This is a genomic window from Pseudomonas fluorescens (genome assembly GCF_001648775.1).
Classification (GTDB): domain Bacteria; phylum Pseudomonadota; class Gammaproteobacteria; order Pseudomonadales; family Pseudomonadaceae; genus Aquipseudomonas; species Aquipseudomonas fluorescens_M.
Genome location: NZ_LVEJ01000003.1, coordinates 218686 through 235698, shown reverse-complemented (window position 1 = coordinate 235698; position 17013 = coordinate 218686). Strand labels below are relative to the sequence as shown.

Here is a 17013-nt window from a genome sequence, read left to right as displayed (position 1 = left end):
CAGGCTCGCTCCCACAGGAATCGCGACCTCATGTGGGAGCGAGCCTGCTCGCGAAGCAGTCACTGCGGTATTCCAGCGGAGAAACGGCATGCATAACCCTTGCGCCGTGATTCCCGTTTATAACCACGAAACCGCGATCGGCACCGTGGTCGACGCCCTGCTCGCGCAAAATCTGCCGTGCATTCTGGTGGACGATGCGAGTGAGCCATCCTGCGCGAAAGTGCTCGACGCGCTGGCCGAACGGGATGACGTGCATCTGGTGCGCCTCACCGCCAATCAGGGCAAGGGCGGCGCGGTGATGACCGGTCTGCGTGAAGCTTCGCTATTGGGCTTCACCCATGCGTTGCAGGTCGACGCTGATGGTCAGCACGATTTGCACGATGTCGGCCGTTTTGTCGAAGAATCCCGCCTTAACCCTGAAGCACTGATCTGCGGGTATCCGCTGTTCGACGAGAGCGTGCCAAAGGGCCGTTTGTACGCGCGCTACCTGACCCACGTGATGGTCTGGATCAACACGCTGTCGTTGCAGATCCGCGATTCGATGTGCGGTTTTCGCGTCTATCCGCTGACCCCGACGCTGGCGGTCATCGATTCGGCAAAAGTCGGCAAACGCATGGACTTCGATTCGGACATTCTCGTGCGTCTGGCGTGGCGCAATCAACCGATGCGCTGGCTGCAGACCAGCGTGCATTACCCGCTGGACGGCGTTTCGCACTTCCGCCTGTTCCATGACAACGCGCTGATTTCGAGCATGCACACGCGGCTGTTCTTCGGCATGTTGCTGCGCTTTCCGCTGATCCTCTGGCGACGGTGGCGGGCATGAGCAGCGAAGCCGACAAAAAACACTGGGCTGACCGCGAAGAGCGCGGCAGTTTCCTGCTGATGAAATTCACCGCATTCGCCGCCAAGGTCTTGGGGCGACGCCTGCTCAGCCCGTTGCTGTACGGCATCGTGCTGTACTTTTTCCTGTTCGGTCGCACCGCGCGACGCAGCGCCTGGCAATACCAGCAACGCCTGGCCGCGTGGAGCCAGCGCGAGGATGTGCGTCCTACGCATTGGCGGGTGTTCGGTCAGTTCATGGCCTTCGCCGACTCAATGCTCGACAAACTCGACGTGTGGAACGGCAAGCTGCGCATCGAGCAGATCGAAATCATCGACCCGGCGCTGCTGCGCAATCAATTGCGCGGCAGTCGTGGGCAACTGCTGGTCGGCGCGCACTTGGGCAACCTCGAAGTCTGCCGGGCATTGGCGGAGATCGGCGAAAAGGTCACGATGAACGTGCTGGTGCACACCAAGCACGCTGAACAATTCAACCGCCTGCTCGGCGAAGCTGGAGCGACCAACCTGCGCCTGATTCAGGTCAGTGAACTTGACCCGGTGATCATGCTGCAACTGCACGAACGGCTGGAGCGCGGCGAGTGGCTGGCGATTGCCGGCGACCGCGTACCGCTGCACGGCGGCCGCAGTGTCACCGTGGACTTTCTCGGTCACCCCGCGCCATTCCCGCAAGGCCCGTGGCTGCTGGCCGGTTTGCTGAAATGCCCGGTCAATCTGCTGATGTGCCTGAAACAGCCGGACGGCCACTATCGCCTGACCCTCGAACCTTTCGCCGACGCCGTGGTGTGGACACGCCGCGAGCGCGAGCAGGTCATTCATCAGTGGGCCACCCGCTATGCGCAGCGCCTGAGTCACTATTGCCTCGAAGCGCCGCAACAATGGTTCAACTTTTACCCTTTCTGGAAGACCGATGACGACGCCAACCCATGAGCCGGTAACCTTCGGCGAACGCCCTTTGCGCATCGAAGACGTGCTGGCCCTGGCCAACCGTCAGGCCCCCGTGCAGTTGCAGAGCGACGCCGACTATCGCGAGCGCATCGCCAAAGGCGCGCGGTTCCTCGATTCGCTGCTGGACAAGGAAGGCGTGATCTACGGCGTGACCACCGGTTACGGCGATTCCTGCGTGGTCGCGGTGCCGCTGCATCACGTCGAAGCGTTGCCGCGTCACCTCTACACGTTCCACGGTTGCGGGTTGGGCAAACTGCTCGACGCACAGGCGACCCGCGCCGTGTTGGCGGCACGTTTGCAGTCGTTGTGCCACGGTGTGTCCGGGGTGCGCGTGGAATTGCTCGAGCGTCTGCACGCGTTCCTTGAACACGACATTCTGCCGCTGATTCCTGAAGAAGGTTCGGTCGGCGCCAGTGGCGATCTGACGCCGCTGTCGTACGTTGCCGCAACCCTGTCCGGCGAACGTGAAGTGATGTTCCGAGGTGAACGCCGCCAGGCCGCCGATGTGCATCGCGAACTCGGCTGGACGCCGCTGGTGCTGCGCCCGAAAGAAGCGCTGGCACTGATGAACGGCACTGCGGTGATGACCGGCCTCGCCTGCCTCGCTTTCGCCCGCGCCGACTATCTGCTGCAACTGGCTACGCGCATCACCGCGCTCAATGTGGTTGCGCTGCAAGGCAATCCGGAGCACTTCGACGAGCGTCTGTTCGCCGCCAAACCGCATCCGGGGCAAATGCAGGTCGCCGCGTGGCTGCGCAAGGATCTGGCAATCGACGCGCCGACTGCGCCGCTGCACCGTTTGCAGGATCGCTATTCGCTGCGCTGCGCCCCGCACGTGCTCGGCGTGTTGGCTGACAGCCTGAACTGGCTGCGCTCGTTCATTGAAATCGAACTGAACAGCGCCAACGACAACCCGATCATCGACGCCGAAGCCGAGCGCGTATTGCACGGCGGGCACTTCTACGGCGGCCATATCGCGTTCGCCATGGACAGCCTGAAAAACCTCGTGGCCAACGTCGCCGACCTGCTCGATCGGCAGCTCGCCTTGCTGGTCGACGAGCGCTACAACCACGGTTTGCCGAGCAACCTGTCCGGCGCCCCGGCGGATCGCGCAATGATCAACCATGGCTTTAAAGCCGTGCAGATCGGCACCAGCGCCTGGACCGCCGAAGCGCTGAAAAATACCATGCCGGCCAGCGTGTTCTCGCGCTCCACCGAATGCCACAACCAGGACAAAGTGAGCATGGGCACCATCGCTGCTCGCGATGCGATCCGTGTGCTGGAGCTGACCGAACAGGTCGCCGCCGCCACCCTGCTCGCCGCCAACCAGGGCGTGTGGCTGCGTGCCCAGGCCGAAGACGCACGACCGCTGCCGCCGTCGCTGGCAGCGATGCACGAGGAACTGGCCAAAGACTTCCCGCCGGTCATTGAAGACCGCGCGCTGGAAGGCGAATTGCGCCTGTGCCTGCAACGCATCGCCGCGCAACACTGGAGGCTGCATGCGTAGCGCCGGAGTGCTTCACGCCGATACGGAAATCCTCGTACCGTTTTTCGACGTCGACACTATGCACGTGGTCTGGCACGGCCATTACGTCAAATACCTCGAAGTCGCCCGTTGCGCGTTGCTCGACAAGATCGGCCACAACTACACGCACATGGTCGAGTCGGGTTACGCCTGGCCAATCATCGACCTGCAACTGCGTTACGTGCGCGGTGCCGTGTTTGGCCAGCGCCTGAATGTGCGCGCCAATCTGGTCGAGTGGGAAAACCGTCTGAAGATCAATTACCTGATCACCGACCTGCAAACCGGTGAGCGCCTGACCCGCGCCAGCTCGGTGCAGGTCGCCGTTGACGTCAGCAGCCGCGAGATGCAACTGGCTTCGCCGAAGGTCTTCACCGATGCGGTGGAAAGGATGCTGCGATGAATGTGTTTATTAAAACCTTGAGCGTATTGGCACTGCTGACGCTGTCAGCGCTGGCCAACGCCTTCGACCTGCAACAGCTCAGCGCACAACTGGCGAAACCGGAGGTGATCCACGGTCAGTTCGTTCAGGAAAAACACCTGCGCGCCCTGCCGCAGCCACTGCTCAGCAAGGGCAGTTTCGTCCTGGCGAAAAACCACGGCCTGCTCTGGTTGCTGAAAACGCCGTTGCAGCAGGATTACCGCATCACCGCCAAGGGCATCGCCCGGCGTGACGACAACGGCTGGCAACTGCTGCCGAACAAGAGCGCCGGTGCCGAGCAGAACCGCTTGTTTCTCGCCGTGTTACAAGGTGACAGCAGTGGCCTGCAACGCGATTTCGAACTGGCCCTGAGCGGCGACGCACAGCAATGGAAACTGACGCTGACGCCGCGCTCGCTGCTGCTCAAGCAAGTGTTCAAGCAGATCAACATCGACGGCGGCACGCTGGTGCAGACCATCGAACTGCTGGAAACCCAAGGCGACAGCACCGTACTGCGCATGCAGGACAGCAACGCCAATCAACCGTTGAGCGACGCGGAGCAACATGACTTTGCCGAGTGAACGCAGGCTGCCCTGGCTATTCCTGATCCTCCTGCTGGCAGTCGTCGCGCTGGCCGGTTGGCAGTGGCGCGACGGTGCACCGCTGTCGGCGAATTTGATGGAGCTGGTGCCGGGCACCAATCCTGACGCGCTTGAACTGCGCGCCGAACAGCGCATGCAGGAGCCGCTCAATCGCGAAATGCTGGTGTTGGTCGGCCACGCCGAGCGCCAGCAAGCGGTGGCCATGGCGCAGACGCTGGGCGAACAATGGCAGGCCAGCGGCCTTTTCGAAAAAGTGCAGTGGAACCTGCAAGCGGACCTGCCGGCCCTGCGCACGCAACTGCTGCAAGGGCGACTGGCGATGTTGTCAGCGGATGATCGGCAACTGCTGGTCGAGCATCCCGACGCGTTCATTCAGCAACGCGTACAAGCCTTGTTCGACCCGTTCACGGGTTTCAGCCTGGTGCCAAGTCAGGACGACTGGCTGGGCCTGACCGGACGCATCCAGAACAGTCAGCCACAGCACGGTTCAGTGCAACTGGACATCGGTAGCGGCGCGTTGATCGCCGATGCCGACGGCAAAAGCTGGGTGTTGCTGCGGGCACGCACCACCGGCAATGCCTTCGATATGAACCTGCCGCTGAAAGTGGCGGACCTTCTTCAGCACAGTCGCGAACAAGCCGCCAAATCCGACGTGCAATTGCTGGCTGCCAGCGGTTTGCTCTACGCGGCCAATGGTCAACAACAAGCGACTCGCGAAATGACCTGGGTCGGTGGCGGTGCGACGGTGGGCATTCTGCTGTTGCTGCTGCTCGCGTTTCGCCGCTGGCGCGTGTTGCTGGCGTTCGTGCCGGTGCTGGTCGGCATGCTGTTCGGGGCGGTGGCGTGTGTGGCGCTGTTCGGCCACATGCATGTGATGACGCTGGTGCTCGGTTCCAGCCTGATCGGCGTGGCGGTGGATTACCCGCTGCACTATCTGTCGAAGAGCTGGAGCCTCAAGCCGTGGCGCAGTTGGCCGGCGTTGCGTTTGACGCTGTCCGGGCTGACCCTGAGCCTGATCACCAGCGCCATCGGCTATCTGGCGCTGGCGTGGACGCCGTTCCCGGCGCTGACGCAAATCGCCGTGTTCTCCGCCGCCGGCTTGCTCGGTGCCTATTTGTCGGCCGTGTGCCTGTTGCCGGCACTGCTGAATAACCTCGAACTGCGCCCGGCGCAATGGCCGCTGCATCTGGCTGAGCGCTTGGTCAATCTGCGCGAAAAACTCCTTGAACGGGTACGCACACCGGTATTGCTGGCGCTACTGATCGCCTTCTGTGTGGGCGGCCTGGTGCAACTGCAAAGCAAAAACGATCTTCGCCAATGGGTCGGTGCGCCACAGCGCGTGACCGACGAAGCGCAGACTATTGCGCGCATCACCGGTTATCAGCCGACCAGCCAGTTCTTTCTTGTGCGTGCCGACAATCAGCAACAACTGCTGGAGCGTCAGGCCGCGCTGAGCGAACGTCTGGAGCAACTGGTCAACCTCGACAAGTTGCAGGGCTATCTGGCCCTCGATCAACTGGTCAGCCCGCCGAGCCAGCAAGAACAAGTGCGCGCGGCGCTGAACAAACTGCCGCAATACTGGCAACCGCTGCTCGACCTCGGCGTGCCGCTCGCGGCCCTGCAAACCGAGTTGCAACAATTGCAGGCAGTGCCCGCCGAAGACATCGACGCCGCATTGGCCGGCCCGCTCGGCGAGCCTTATCGCATGCTGTGGCTCGGCCCGAGCGAAGATGGCGTGGCGGCGATGACCAGCCTGCAAGGCTTTAACAACCCGGCGCTGTTGCGCGTGCAAGCGCTGGATTTGCCGGGGGTGATGCTGGTTGATCGCCTCGGCGAATTGAATGAAGTTTTTGCCGCGACGCAAATCAGTGCTGCTGAACTGAAACTCGCCTCCTGCGCGCTGATCGTGCTGGTGCTGATGCTGCCGTTTGGTCTTGGCGGGGCGCTGCGCATCGTCGCTCTGCCGTTGCTCGCAGCGCTGTGCAGTCTGGCCAGCCTTGGCTGGCTCGGTCAGCCGCTGACCTTGTTCAGCCTGTTCGGCCTGCTGCTGGTGACAGCGATCAGCGTCGACTACGCGATTCTCATGCGCGAACAGGTCGGCGGCGCTGCGGTCAGCCTGCTCGGCACCTTGCTGGCGGCGCTGACGACATGGTTGTCGTTTGGTTTGCTGGCCGTTTCGAGCACACCGGCGGTGAGCAATTTCGGCCTCTCGGTAAGCCTCGGTTTGGCCTTCAGTTTCATGCTCGCACCGTGGGCCGGGCGTCACGCACACCGCGCGACAGTCGCGGAGCCGGCAGTATGATGGTCGTCGCCTTCTGGCTGATGGCGCTGGCGTTGTTTGCCGTGGCCACCCGTGTCGGCCGCCATTTCGGCCTGATCCCGATCGTCAGTCAGCTTCTGCTGGCGAGCTTCGGTCTGCCGCTGCTGATGTACTTCTGGGTCGAACCGGGTTGGCAACTCAGCGGCGCCGAACTGATCGCTCCGGACTGGCTGAAAAACCTTTATAGCCTGAGTTTTGCGCTGTTGCTCGGGCATATCCTCAGCGATGTGATCGACCTGCGTCTGGACCGCCAGAGCGTGAAAATCGCCGTGCCGAGTTTTCTCGTGCCGTTCGCTTGCGGCTTGGCGGCGGCTTACTGGCTGCTGCCGGCGCAGCCGTGGCTCAACTCGCTGGCCATCGGCCTGGTGTTCGCGATCACCGCGATCCCGGTGCTCTACCTGTATCTGCGCCACATCGATTACCCGCCCGCCGCCACCCGACGTCTGGTGCAAACCGCGATCCTGATCGATCTGAGCTGCTGGACGCTGTTCGGCCTGGCGCAGGGCAGCCTGCATTTGAGCAGTTTGCTGCTGCCGCTGGGTCTCGCCTGTGTGCCAGTGTTGCTGCATCTGTTGCGTGTGCGCCGACCGCTGACCTACAGCCTCGGTTTCTTCGCGCTGCTGGTGATGGCCGAGCATTACAAACTCAACGCGCTGATCTTCGGCATCGGTTATCTGCTGTGCATGGCCGCGATGAAAGTACCGTTAGTGCTGCCCTTGCCGGCACGTTGGATGAGCCGCTTGCAAACGTGGATTGCCATCCCGCTGATACTGACGTTCGGCATCGTCCAGATCGATGTGCACAGCGCCCTTGCCAGCCTGGGTCCGCTGCAATGGGCAGCGCTGCTGCTGTTGCCGATTGCCAGTAAACTGCTCGGCAACTGGCTCGGCCTCGGCTGGGCCGGCGCCTCGTTCGCAGGCGCCAGCCGCTGGCGCGAAAGCGTGCTGCTGAACATTCGCGGCCTGAGCGAAATCGTCTTTCTCAATCTGCTCTTGCAACAACAACTCATCACCCCGGCGCTGTATTTCGCACTGATGTTGATGGGCTTGATCGCGACGCTGCTACCGGCCCTGATCGGCCTGCACAGCGCGCCTAAGAATCTGAAAAACCCTTTGCCCCGGAGCTCGCGTGCCAATCGTTGAAATGGAATCCCGTCAGGTCGTGATCATCGGCGCCGGCCCGTCCGGCGCCATCGCCGCCGCACTGCTCAAGCGCAAGGGCCACGATGTGCTGGTGATCGAGCGTCAGCATTTTCCGCGCTTTTCCATCGGTGAAAGCCTGCTCAGCCATTGCCTGGATTTCGTCGAAGAGGCTGGCATGCTCGACGCCGTCAACGCCGCCGGCTTCCAGCGCAAGACCGGCGCCGCGTTCGCCTGGGGCGAGCGTTACAGCGCCTTCGATTTCGGTGACACCTTTACCGGCGGCAAGCCGACCACGTTCCAGGTGCAACGCGCCGATTTCGACAAACTGCTGGCCGATCAAGCGGCGTTGCAAGGGGCTGAAATACGCTATGGCGATGCCATCGTCAGCGTCGATTTCGAGCGGGCGAAACCGCAGCTGGAGGTGCATCGCGAGGACGGCAGCGAGTATCGCGTCGAAGCGGATTTCGTCCTCGATGCCAGCGGCTACGGTCGCGTGCTGTCACGACTGCTGGACCTGGAAGCACCGTCGAATTTCCCGCTGCGCCAGGCAGTCTTCACCCACGTCGAAGATCACATCGACAACCCGACGTTCGACCGCGAAAAGATCCTCGTCACCACCCATCCGGAGCACCGTGATGTCTGGTTCTGGACGATCCCGTTCAGCAATGGCCGCTGCTCGGTGGGCGTGGTCGCGGCCGAGGAACACTTCAAGGGCCGTGACAGCGATCTGGATGCCTGCCTGCGCAGCTTCATCGCCGAAACCCCAAGCCTTGCCGGCGTGTTGAACAACGCTGTGTGGGACACTCCGGCACGCACTCTCGGCGGCTACGCGGCCAATGTGAAAACCCTACACGGCCCGGGCTTCGCGCTGCTGGGCAACGCCGCAGAATTTCTCGACCCGGTGTTTTCCTCCGGCGTGACCATCGCCATGCGTTCGGCGAGCATGGCCGCCGCGGTGCTGCACCGTCAGTTGCAGGGTGAAACCGTCGACTGGCAAAGCGAATTCGCCGAACCGCTCAAGCGCGGCGTCGACACCTTCCGCTGCTACGTCGAGGGCTGGTACGCCGGCACCTTTCAGGACGTGATTTTCTATGAAGACAGCCAGGCGGAAATCCGTCGGATGATCTGCTCGATCCTCGCCGGTTACGCCTGGGATGAACGCAACCCGTTCGTCAGCGAAGCGCGGCGCCGCTTGAAGATGATTTCCGAACTCTGTGCAAAGGACGCCCCATGAATTACTTGAGCGACAGCTACGTCGAGGAGACCCGCTTCGGTTTCTGGTTCCTGCGCAGCCACACCTGGCAGCACCATGTGTTGCGCGTGGCGATCAATGATTTGCGCGGACTGTTCAGTGACGCTCTGCCGGAAAATCCGGTGCTGCTGGACGCCGGTTGCGGACAGGGCAAGTCGTTCGGCCATCTGCGCCAGACCTTTGCGCCACAGCGTTTGATCGGCGTCGATGCCGATCCGCACAGCCTTGAATTGAGCGGCGAAGAAGCGACACGTCTGGACCTCGACGTGGAACTGATTGGCAGCGATTGCGCGACGCTCAATGTGCCGGACGCCAGTGTTGATCTGCTGTTCTGCCACCAGACGTTTCATCATCTGGTCGAGCAGGAAAAAGCCCTCGCCGAGTTTTACCGGGTGCTCAAGCCGGGCGGTTATCTGCTGTTCGCCGAATCCACCGAGGCTTACATTGATACCTGGGTGATTCGCTGGCTGTTCCGCCATCCGATGCAGGTGCAGAAGAGTGCGGCGCAGTACCTGGAGATGATTCGCGGACAGGGGTTTGAGTTTGGCGAGAAGAATGTCTCGTACCCGTATTTGTGGTGGAGCCGCTCGAAGGATTTTGGCTTGCTGGAGCGGTTTGGGTTGCGTAAGCCGAAACCGTTTGGCGAGCGTGAAGAGACGTTGGTGAACGTTGTTGCGCGCAAGCCGCTGGCAGAGGCTTCCAGATGCTACCAATAACCTGTGGGAGCGAGCTTGCTCGCGAAAGCGATGTGTCAGTCACTAGAACTGGTGAATGTGAGACCGCATTCGCGAGCAAGCTCGCTCCCACAGTGACCTCAGCGCTGCGACTTTTGATGATCGGCGTGATGGTGTTGTTAAGTGGATGCGCCAGCCAGGCGCCGTTGCCGGCGGGCAACCCGACGTTGCCCCTGCCGCTGCAACTGCACATCGAACGCCAGCAAGCCGAACAACGCCAGGACTGGCTGCTGGTGATCCAGCGCGAAGGCCCCGGCATCCGTTGGTCGATGATGGACCCGTTGGGCATCCCCCAGGCCCGTCAGCAATTGATCGACGGCCACTGGCAAGCCGATGGCCTGCTGCCGCCGAACCCGGAGGCGCGGGAACTGTTCGCCGCGCTGTTGTTTGCCCTGACCCCGTCCGGCGAGCTGCTGCGCAACTATCCCAGCGCGCAGCAACAGGCCGGGCAACGTTCCCTGCCGGCGCGTTGGGAGATCCACTATGCACAACCGTTGAGCTTCGAATTGAACCTGCCCCAAGGCCCGCACTATCGCGTTTCTCCACTCGGTGAGTCGACGCCATGACTGCTTACCTGAATGCCCTCGGCGTGATCTGCTCGCTGGGCCGCAACAAGTCTGAAGTCGCGCGCAACCTGTTTGCCGGCGACTGTTCGGGCATGCGCCGCGAATCCGGCTGGGTGGCGGAACGTGAAATACCGGTAGCGGCGGTACACGGTGATCTGGCGCCGATTCCCGCAGAGCTCGCCGAGCAAAGCAGCCGCAACAATCAGCTGTTGCTCGAAGCCGCACTGCAGATTCGCGATGACATCGATCAAGCGATCCGCACCTACGGCCGCGAACGCATCGGCGTGGTGCTTGGCACCAGCACTTCGGGTATCGATGAGGCCAGCCGAGGCCTGGCGCACTACATTCGTGACCAGCAGTTCCCGGCGCAATACGATTACCGTCAACAGGAGCTCGGTGCGCCGGCGAATTTCCTCGCCGACTGGCTGCAACTGAGCGGCCCGGCCTATGTGATTTCCACGGCCTGCACCTCCAGCGCCCGCGCCCTGATGAGCGCGCAGCGCCTGCTCGATCTGGGCCTCTGTGATGCCGTGCTGTGTGGCGGTGTCGACAGTCTGTGCAAGCTGACACTCAATGGGTTTTCCTCGCTGGAAGCCGTGTCGAGCGAGCGCTGCAATCCGTTCTCGGTCAATCGCAACGGCATCAACATCGGCGAAGCCGCGGTGTTGTTCGTGATGAGCAAGCAGCCCGGTGACGGCCCGGCCATCGCCCTGCTCGGGGCGGGCGCCAGTTCCGACGCGCATCATATTTCCGCCCCTGAACCTACTGGACGCGGCGCCCTGCAATCGATGCGCAAAGCCTTGAGCCGAGCGCAACTGCAAGCCGCGCAAATCGATTATCTGAACCTGCACGGCACCGCGACCCAACATAACGACGCCATGGAAAGCCTGGCGGTGGCCACGCTGTTCCCCGAAGGCGTGGCCTGTTCATCGACCAAACCGCTGACCGGCCACACCCTCGGTGCGGCCGGCGCGCTGGAAGCGGCGTTCTGCTGGCTGAGTCTGAGCGCCGACAACCCCGCTCGCGCCCTGCCGCCGCACGTCTGGGATGGCCAGGCCGACCCCGTCCTGCCGCCGCTGAAGTGGGTGACCACAAGCGAGCATCTGACGTCCATTGCACCCCGCTACCTGATGAGCAACTCGTTTGCCTTCGGGGGCAACAACGTCAGCCTGATTATCGGAGACGCCCCATGATCACTTGGCCGCTCGCCGAATTGCTGCCCCACGCCGGCGACATGATCCTGATCGACACGATCCTCAGTTTCGACGATGAGCAGATTTTCACCCGTCTCACGGTCAAGCCTGATGGCCTGTTCAATCTGCCCGACGGCAGTCTGCCCGCCTGGCTCGGCGTTGAGTTGATGGCGCAGAGCGTCGCCGCGTTCGCCGGTTGCCACGCGCGACTGAAAGGCAATCCGGTGGAGTTGGGTTTCCTCCTCGGTACGCGCAAGTTCGAGTGCAATGTCGAGGCTTTTCCCGTGGGCAGTGAATTGACCATTCATGGCATTCGCTCGCTGGAAGATGACAATGGCATGGGCGTATTCGAATGCCATATCAACGCACCCGGCATCGAAGCGACGGCCCGGTTGAATGTGTTCCGGCCGCCTGCAGCGGCTGATTATCTTGTGCAAAAAAAGGAGTCGAAGGATGACTGAGTCCGTACTGGTCACCGGCTCAAGCCGTGGCATCGGCCGCGCCATCGCCTTGCGTCTGGCTCAGGCCGGGCATGACATCGTCCTGCATTGCCGCAGCGGTGTGACTGAGGCGCAAGGCGTTCAGGCTGAAATCGAAGCGCTGGGGCGCAAAGCGCGCATCCTGCAATTCGACGTCGCCGACCGCGAAACCTGCAAAACCATTCTCGAAGCCGACGTCGAAAGCCATGGCGCCTATTACGGCGTGGTGCTGAACGCCGGGCTGACCCGTGACGGCGCGTTTCCGGCGCTGAGCGACGACGATTGGGACGTGGTGTTGCGCACCAACCTCGACGGTTTCTACAACGTCCTGCACCCGGTGATGATGCCGATGATCCGCCGCCGCGCTGCCGGTCGCATTGTCTGCATCACGTCGGTGTCGGGACTGATCGGCAACCGTGGCCAGGTCAATTACAGCGCCTCCAAAGCTGGCGTGATCGGCGCGGCAAAGGCGTTGGCGATCGAGCTGGGCAAGCGCAAAATCACTGTGAACTGCGTCGCACCGGGCCTGATCGACACGGCGATGCTCGATGAAAACGTGCCGGTGGAGGAGTTGATGAAAATGATCCCCGCGCAACGCATGGGCACACCTGAAGAGGTCGCCGCTGCGGTGAATTTCCTGATGTCGGCGGAAGCCTCGTACATCACCCGTCAGGTCCTGGCGGTCAACGGAGGCTTGTGCTGATGAAGCGCGTCGTCGTCACCGGCATGGCCGGTATCACTTCGCTGGGCAGCGACTGGCAGACCATCGCCGGCAACTTCGCGGCCAACCGCAGCGGCATTCGGCGGATGGACGAGTGGGATCGCTTCAGCGAACTCAACACGCGTCTGGCCGGGCCCATCGATGACTTTCTGGTGCCGGCGCACTGGACGCGCAAGCAACTGCGCAGCATGGGCCGGGTGTCGCGTCTTGCCGTTGGTGCGGCGGAACAGGCCCTCGCCGACGCCGGCCTGCTCGGCGATCCGTCGATCAAGGATGGCCGCATGGGCGTGGCCTGCGGCTCGTCCACCGGCAGCACCGACGAGATCAAAGCGTTCGGCAACATGCTGCTCAATTCGGTGGCTGAAGGCCTTAACGCCAACTCCTACGTGCGGATGATGCCGCACACCACCGCTGCCAATATCAGCATCTTTTTTGGCCTCACCGGGCGCTTGATCCCGACGTCCAGCGCCTGCACCAGCGGCAGCCAGGGCATCGGCTACGCCTACGAGGCGATCAAGTTCGGTCGTCTGCCATTGATGCTCGCCGGCGGTGCCGAAGAGCTCTGTCCGACCGAAGCCATGGTCTTCGATGCGCTGTACGCCACCAGTCTGAAGAACGATGCGCCACAGACCAGCCCACGTCCGTACGACAAGGGCCGCGACGGCCTGGTGATCGGTGAAGGCGGCGGCATGCTGGTGCTTGAAGAGCTGGAACATGCGCTGGCACGCGGTGCACACATCCACGCCGAGATCGTCGGTTTCGGCAGCAACGCCGACGGCCAGCACACCACCCGCCCGGAACAGGTGACCATGCGCCGCGCGATGGAACTGGCGCTGGAAGATGCCGGGCTCACGCCCGACGCAATTGGCTATGTGAACGGCCATGGCACCGCGACCGAACAGGGTGACATCGCCGAAACACTGGCCACCAGCAGCCTGTTCGGTGCCCGCATGCCGATCAGCTCGCAGAAGAGTTTCCTCGGCCACACCTTGGGTGCCTGCGGTGCGCTGGAGTCGTGGTTCAGCATCGAGATGATGAATCGCGACCTGTATGTGCACACGTTCAATCTCGACGAGGTCGATCCGCACTGCGGCCAGCTCGATTACCTGCGCGGCGAATTCCGCCAGATGCATCACGACTATGTGATGAACAACAATTTCGCCTTTGGTGGCGTCAACACCTCGTTGATTTTCCGCCGCTGGCCGCAACCGAATTAATCCAGGTCAAGGAGACCTCCATGCACTTCAACAAACTCGCTGCCGCCACCCTGCTGCTCTGCGCCCTGCCTGCGGTCAGCCAGGCCCGTGACACGGCGGTTTACCTGCCGTTCGACAAAGCCGTCGCCGAAGCGACCCGCTCGGGCAAAATCGATGGCAGCGTGAAGTTCTACCTGGCCGGCAACACCCCGGCCGGCAAAGTCACCGTGGTCAGCCCCGGCGCCGTGACCAACAAGAAAACCAACGCCTTCAACAAGTCCGACACAGAGGCCTGCGAGTGGGTCGTCCAGTCGGCCATCATCAGCCTGCATCAGGCCGCGAAAAACGCCGGCGCCAATGCGGTGACCAACATCGTCAGCTTCTACAAGAGCAACGAGCGCAAGGATGCGCAGACCTACGAATGCCACGCCGGCGCGATCATGGCCGGGGTTGCGTTGAAGGGTGATCTGGCGAAGGTTCAGTAACCGCCAGAAACGACAAAGGGCGCCATTCGGCGCCCTTTTCATTTGTGATCGCTGGCACTAATTCGCGTCCATCGGCCGTTCGCAAAAACTCACCCGTCGGAATATCCATTGGGAATGCGCTGACCTTGTGGTCCATCGCGATCACCCTAAGTCCGAGCACCGCCTTGGCATTAGCAATAACTCCTATCGTCAAACATTCTAAAAAACTGGTAGTTCTTACAGGTGCTTCTTTTATGGATCAGACGGACGATGGTTAAGCGAAGTGTTTCATTCCTGACTGGGTGATCATCATGGAAAGCTTTACTGGCGAACAGCTTATGCAGATGTCTGATGACCAGGCGAAAACCCTTACCCTCGAGCACAGTCAGCAGCGCGATATTCTCAAGCAATTACAACTTCCACAGCAGCAGGAGGAAAAAGCGCCGACCGGGCGTTCACTGTCGAAAAATCCGGAAGGCAGTAGTGACTTCATTCCGCGCGATTAAGGGCAATAAACCCTCTAGCTTAAGTTTCGCAGCCACGATGCATAAACACAGCAACCATTTAACCCACATAAATGAAGGGAGATAGTCATGCCTACCGACGAGCTAAAGCAGAGGATCTTATTGCTGATGACATCAGTGACAGAAAACCACACTCTCGATAGAACAATGGCAACCAATGTTGACTACCAAGAATACGGTGAAGATAAAACCGTAGTTATATCAGTCTCTGCCGGAGGAATGGGAGCGCCTATATCGCTTGATGAATTCATGATCTCCCTTGAGGAATATCTAGATGCCCGCGATGGTTCTAGTTCGCACACCAGGTTCGTCACAAACACACTTAACAATCTGAAAATCAACTGCACAGTTACGGCCACCTGGACCTATCCTACTTCAGCAATAGAGGCAGATTAAAACATCAGCAAGTACAGGACCGGAGCATGCGTCGAGAACCAACGAAGAAAAGCCACAACCGGTTAATGCCTCGCAGCATCGGCGCCCTGCTCATTTCAGCATCTACACTCGTCCTGTCAGGCCGTCACACGCGCCTGCCGGAGCGGCGAGCCCAGTCAGCCCCAGACTCGCGTTCTCTTTCACCGTCAAGGAGATGACCATGCAAGTGAAAGCCCTGATCGCCGCCGCGCTTTTCGCTCTGTTGCCGAGCGCCAGCCATGCCACCAACCTCATGTACATGCCCTTCGAAACCGTGCTGTCAGACGCGATTCGCGCAGGGCGGCTGGATGGCAGTGTTAAGTTTTATCTGCTCGGCAACGGGCCGCAGGGCACTCAGCAGTTGCTGCGTCGCGGTGTGGTCAGTGACCTGAGTACCAACGGTTTCAACAAGAGCGATCACGATTCCTGCGAATGGGTGTTGCAGTCGAATCTGATCAAGCTGCAGGCCGATGCCAAGCGGATCGGAGCGAATGCGGTGGTGAATATCGTCAGTTATTACGACCAGCATGTGCGCAAGGATTTGAATACCTACGAGTGCCGGGCGGGGATTTTTGTCACGCGGGTGGCATTGAAGGGGGATTTGGTGCGGTTGCCCTGAGGGCGGTGGTGTTTGAGCGGACGCCTTCGCGAGCAGGCTCGCTCCCACAGGGGGAACGCATTCCAGGGTGGGAGCGAGCCTGCTCGCGAATGACTGCGCAGCAGTCAGCTTTTCAGTGGGTCGACCTTGCGCGTAAGCAGGTCAACAAACGCCTTGGCCATCGGTGATTTCTGATCCTTGCGCTGCACCAGCCACACCGCCGTCACTGCCTCGGGATCGAGCAGCGGTCGATAGACCACCCCGTCGATGCGCATCCGTTGATACGACGCCGGCATCACCGAAACGCCCAAACCTGCCGCCACCAGTCCGATGATGGTCATCGCCTCGCCGGCCTCCTGGGCAAAGTGCGGGCTGAACCCGGCGTCACGGGCCAGGCTCAACAACTGCGCGTATAAACCACTGCCGTAACTGCGCGGAAAGAACACAAACGGCTCATGGGCCAGCGCCGCGAGAAACAATCCCTCTTCCGAACCCTGCGCCAGCGGATGCTTGGAACTGAGCACCGCGACCAACGGCTCGCGCATCAACTCGACCACGCTCAGCGAATCCGGCAGCCCCAGCGGGCGCATGATCCCCACCTCAATCGACCGATCGACCAAGGCATCCGCCACCATCGTGCTGCTCATTTCGCGCAGGTTCAGGTGCACCGCCGGAAAGCGCTGACGAAAAGCAAAAATCGCCTGCGGAATGGTCGAGTTGAACGGCGCCGACGAGGTAAAACCAATCTTCAACTCGCCCAGCTCACCGAGTTGCGCACGCCGGGCAACGTCCGCCGCCTTATCGACCTGCGCCAGCACCAGCCGCGCCTCTTCCAGAAACAGCCGACCAGCCTCGCTCAGTTCGACCCGACGATTGGTCCGTTCGAACAACCGCGCACCCACCTCATGCTCCAGTGCCTGAATCTGCTGGCTCAGTGGCGGCTGGGAGATGCCCAGCACCTGTGCGGCACGGCCGAAATGCAGTTCTTCGGCGACGGCGATGAAGTAGCGCAAATGACGAAATTCCATGGATATCCCATTAGGTCGTAAAAGCTATCAAACAGGTCGAACAATATATTGG

General features: G+C 61.4%; 19 protein-coding genes. 18 read left to right on the top strand and 1 reads right to left on the bottom strand.

Going from position 1 to position 17013, the window contains the following annotated elements; translation table 11 throughout:
- The first annotated feature begins 88 nt into the window (after positions 1–88).
- The 18 genes from A8O26_RS05520 (at position 89) to A8O26_RS05440 (ending at position 15954) form a co-directional block, all read left to right on the top strand.
- Entirely contained in the window at positions 89–823 is a 735-nt protein-coding gene (locus A8O26_RS05520) for a glycosyltransferase family 2 protein (RefSeq protein ID WP_064117117.1), read from the top strand.
- Positions 820–1767 carry an LpxL/LpxP family acyltransferase gene (locus tag A8O26_RS05515; RefSeq protein WP_064117116.1) on the top strand — a complete coding sequence of 316 codons (948 nt, stop codon included), beginning with the start codon at positions 820–822 and terminating at the stop codon, positions 1765–1767. The genes A8O26_RS05520 and A8O26_RS05515 overlap by 4 nt, the downstream gene beginning before the upstream one ends.
- Positions 1748–3292, top strand: a complete 1545-nt coding sequence (locus tag A8O26_RS05510) for an HAL/PAL/TAL family ammonia-lyase (protein WP_064117115.1) — start codon at positions 1748–1750, stop codon at positions 3290–3292. The genes A8O26_RS05515 and A8O26_RS05510 overlap by 20 nt, the downstream gene beginning before the upstream one ends.
- The gene (locus A8O26_RS05505) at positions 3285–3710 is read left to right on the top strand and encodes an acyl-CoA thioesterase (RefSeq protein WP_064117114.1); all 426 of its coding nucleotides are present in this window, start codon (positions 3285–3287) and stop codon (positions 3708–3710) included. The genes A8O26_RS05510 and A8O26_RS05505 overlap by 8 nt, the downstream gene beginning before the upstream one ends.
- Entirely contained in the window at positions 3707–4309 is a 603-nt protein-coding gene (locus A8O26_RS05500; RefSeq protein WP_064117113.1) for an outer membrane lipoprotein carrier protein LolA, read from the top strand. The genes A8O26_RS05505 and A8O26_RS05500 overlap by 4 nt, the downstream gene beginning before the upstream one ends.
- Entirely contained in the window at positions 4293–6632 is a 2340-nt protein-coding gene (locus tag A8O26_RS05495; RefSeq protein ID WP_064117112.1) for an MMPL family transporter, read from the top strand. Before A8O26_RS05500 ends, A8O26_RS05495 begins: the two co-directional genes overlap by 17 nt.
- Complete coding sequence (locus tag A8O26_RS05490) at positions 6629–7792, top strand: hypothetical protein (RefSeq protein ID WP_064117111.1); 1164 nt, start codon at positions 6629–6631, stop codon at positions 7790–7792. The genes A8O26_RS05495 and A8O26_RS05490 overlap by 4 nt, the downstream gene beginning before the upstream one ends.
- The gene (locus A8O26_RS05485) at positions 7779–9026 is read left to right on the top strand and encodes an NAD(P)/FAD-dependent oxidoreductase (protein ID WP_064117110.1); all 1248 of its coding nucleotides are present in this window, start codon (positions 7779–7781) and stop codon (positions 9024–9026) included. Before A8O26_RS05490 ends, A8O26_RS05485 begins: the two co-directional genes overlap by 14 nt.
- Positions 9023–9760 carry a class I SAM-dependent methyltransferase gene (locus A8O26_RS05480; RefSeq protein ID WP_064117109.1) on the top strand — a complete coding sequence of 246 codons (738 nt, stop codon included), beginning with the start codon at positions 9023–9025 and terminating at the stop codon, positions 9758–9760. The genes A8O26_RS05485 and A8O26_RS05480 overlap by 4 nt, the downstream gene beginning before the upstream one ends.
- Positions 9748–10344 (top strand): hypothetical protein, encoded by a 597-nt coding sequence (locus A8O26_RS05475; RefSeq protein ID WP_172828121.1) that lies wholly within the window; start codon positions 9748–9750, stop codon positions 10342–10344. Before A8O26_RS05480 ends, A8O26_RS05475 begins: the two co-directional genes overlap by 13 nt.
- The gene (locus A8O26_RS05470; RefSeq protein ID WP_064117107.1) at positions 10341–11537 is read left to right on the top strand and encodes a beta-ketoacyl-[acyl-carrier-protein] synthase family protein; all 1197 of its coding nucleotides are present in this window, start codon (positions 10341–10343) and stop codon (positions 11535–11537) included. Before A8O26_RS05475 ends, A8O26_RS05470 begins: the two co-directional genes overlap by 4 nt.
- Positions 11534–11998 carry a hotdog family protein gene (locus A8O26_RS05465; RefSeq protein WP_064117106.1) on the top strand — a complete coding sequence of 155 codons (465 nt, stop codon included), beginning with the start codon at positions 11534–11536 and terminating at the stop codon, positions 11996–11998. Before A8O26_RS05470 ends, A8O26_RS05465 begins: the two co-directional genes overlap by 4 nt.
- The gene (gene fabG, locus A8O26_RS05460) at positions 11991–12719 is read left to right on the top strand and encodes a 3-oxoacyl-ACP reductase FabG (RefSeq protein WP_064117105.1); all 729 of its coding nucleotides are present in this window, start codon (positions 11991–11993) and stop codon (positions 12717–12719) included. The genes A8O26_RS05465 and fabG overlap by 8 nt, the downstream gene beginning before the upstream one ends.
- Positions 12719–13954, top strand: coding sequence for a beta-ketoacyl-ACP synthase (locus A8O26_RS05455; RefSeq protein ID WP_064117104.1), 1236 nt, complete (start codon positions 12719–12721; stop codon positions 13952–13954). Before fabG ends, A8O26_RS05455 begins: the two co-directional genes overlap by 1 nt.
- Positions 13955–13974: 20 nt before the next feature.
- On the top strand, positions 13975–14418 hold the full coding sequence (locus A8O26_RS05450; protein ID WP_064117103.1) for a hypothetical protein: 444 nt from the start codon (positions 13975–13977) through the stop codon (positions 14416–14418).
- Positions 14419–14708: 290 nt separating this feature from the next.
- A complete protein-coding gene (locus tag A8O26_RS29750) occupies positions 14709–14903 on the top strand; it encodes a hypothetical protein (protein ID WP_155740642.1) in 195 nt (64 codons plus the stop codon).
- Positions 14904–14990: 87 nt separating this feature from the next.
- Positions 14991–15317, top strand: coding sequence for a hypothetical protein (locus tag A8O26_RS05445; RefSeq protein WP_064117102.1), 327 nt, complete (start codon positions 14991–14993; stop codon positions 15315–15317).
- Positions 15318–15516: 199 nt separating this feature from the next.
- A complete protein-coding gene (locus tag A8O26_RS05440) occupies positions 15517–15954 on the top strand; it encodes a hypothetical protein (protein WP_064117101.1) in 438 nt (145 codons plus the stop codon).
- A 104-nt stretch (positions 15955–16058) separates the two neighbouring features.
- Here A8O26_RS05440 and A8O26_RS05435 read toward each other — a convergent pair whose 3' ends face one another.
- Complete coding sequence (locus A8O26_RS05435) at positions 16059–16961, bottom strand: LysR family transcriptional regulator (RefSeq protein ID WP_064117100.1); 903 nt, start codon at positions 16959–16961, stop codon at positions 16059–16061.
- Between the last annotated feature and the right edge of the window lie 52 nt (positions 16962–17013).

Excerpts from the sequence above, each read along its gene's own strand:
- A8O26_RS05520 (WP_064117117.1), top strand. The coding sequence starts at position 89 with ATGCATAACCCTTGCGCCGTGATTCCCGTTTATAACCACGAAACCGCG.
- A8O26_RS05515 (WP_064117116.1), top strand. The coding sequence starts at position 820 with ATGAGCAGCGAAGCCGACAAAAAACACTGGGCTGACCGCGAAGAGCGC.
- A8O26_RS05510 (WP_064117115.1), top strand. The coding sequence starts at position 1,748 with ATGACGACGCCAACCCATGAGCCGGTAACCTTCGGCGAACGCCCTTTG.
- A8O26_RS05505 (WP_064117114.1), top strand. The coding sequence starts at position 3,285 with ATGCGTAGCGCCGGAGTGCTTCACGCCGATACGGAAATCCTCGTACCG.
- A8O26_RS05500 (WP_064117113.1), top strand. The coding sequence starts at position 3,707 with ATGAATGTGTTTATTAAAACCTTGAGCGTATTGGCACTGCTGACGCTG.
- A8O26_RS05495 (WP_064117112.1), top strand. The coding sequence starts at position 4,293 with ATGACTTTGCCGAGTGAACGCAGGCTGCCCTGGCTATTCCTGATCCTC.
- A8O26_RS05490 (WP_064117111.1), top strand. The coding sequence starts at position 6,629 with ATGATGGTCGTCGCCTTCTGGCTGATGGCGCTGGCGTTGTTTGCCGTG.
- A8O26_RS05480 (WP_064117109.1), top strand. The coding sequence starts at position 9,023 with ATGAATTACTTGAGCGACAGCTACGTCGAGGAGACCCGCTTCGGTTTC.
- A8O26_RS05475 (WP_172828121.1), top strand. The coding sequence starts at position 9,748 with ATGCTACCAATAACCTGTGGGAGCGAGCTTGCTCGCGAAAGCGATGTG.
- A8O26_RS05470 (WP_064117107.1), top strand. The coding sequence starts at position 10,341 with ATGACTGCTTACCTGAATGCCCTCGGCGTGATCTGCTCGCTGGGCCGC.
- A8O26_RS05465 (WP_064117106.1), top strand. The coding sequence starts at position 11,534 with ATGATCACTTGGCCGCTCGCCGAATTGCTGCCCCACGCCGGCGACATG.
- fabG (WP_064117105.1), top strand. The coding sequence starts at position 11,991 with ATGACTGAGTCCGTACTGGTCACCGGCTCAAGCCGTGGCATCGGCCGC.
- A8O26_RS05455 (WP_064117104.1), top strand. The coding sequence starts at position 12,719 with ATGAAGCGCGTCGTCGTCACCGGCATGGCCGGTATCACTTCGCTGGGC.
- A8O26_RS05450 (WP_064117103.1), top strand. The coding sequence starts at position 13,975 with ATGCACTTCAACAAACTCGCTGCCGCCACCCTGCTGCTCTGCGCCCTG.
- A8O26_RS29750 (WP_155740642.1), top strand. The coding sequence starts at position 14,709 with ATGGAAAGCTTTACTGGCGAACAGCTTATGCAGATGTCTGATGACCAG.
- A8O26_RS05445 (WP_064117102.1), top strand. The coding sequence starts at position 14,991 with ATGCCTACCGACGAGCTAAAGCAGAGGATCTTATTGCTGATGACATCA.
- A8O26_RS05440 (WP_064117101.1), top strand. The coding sequence starts at position 15,517 with ATGCAAGTGAAAGCCCTGATCGCCGCCGCGCTTTTCGCTCTGTTGCCG.
- A8O26_RS05435 (WP_064117100.1), bottom strand. The coding sequence starts at position 16,961 with ATGGAATTTCGTCATTTGCGCTACTTCATCGCCGTCGCCGAAGAACTG.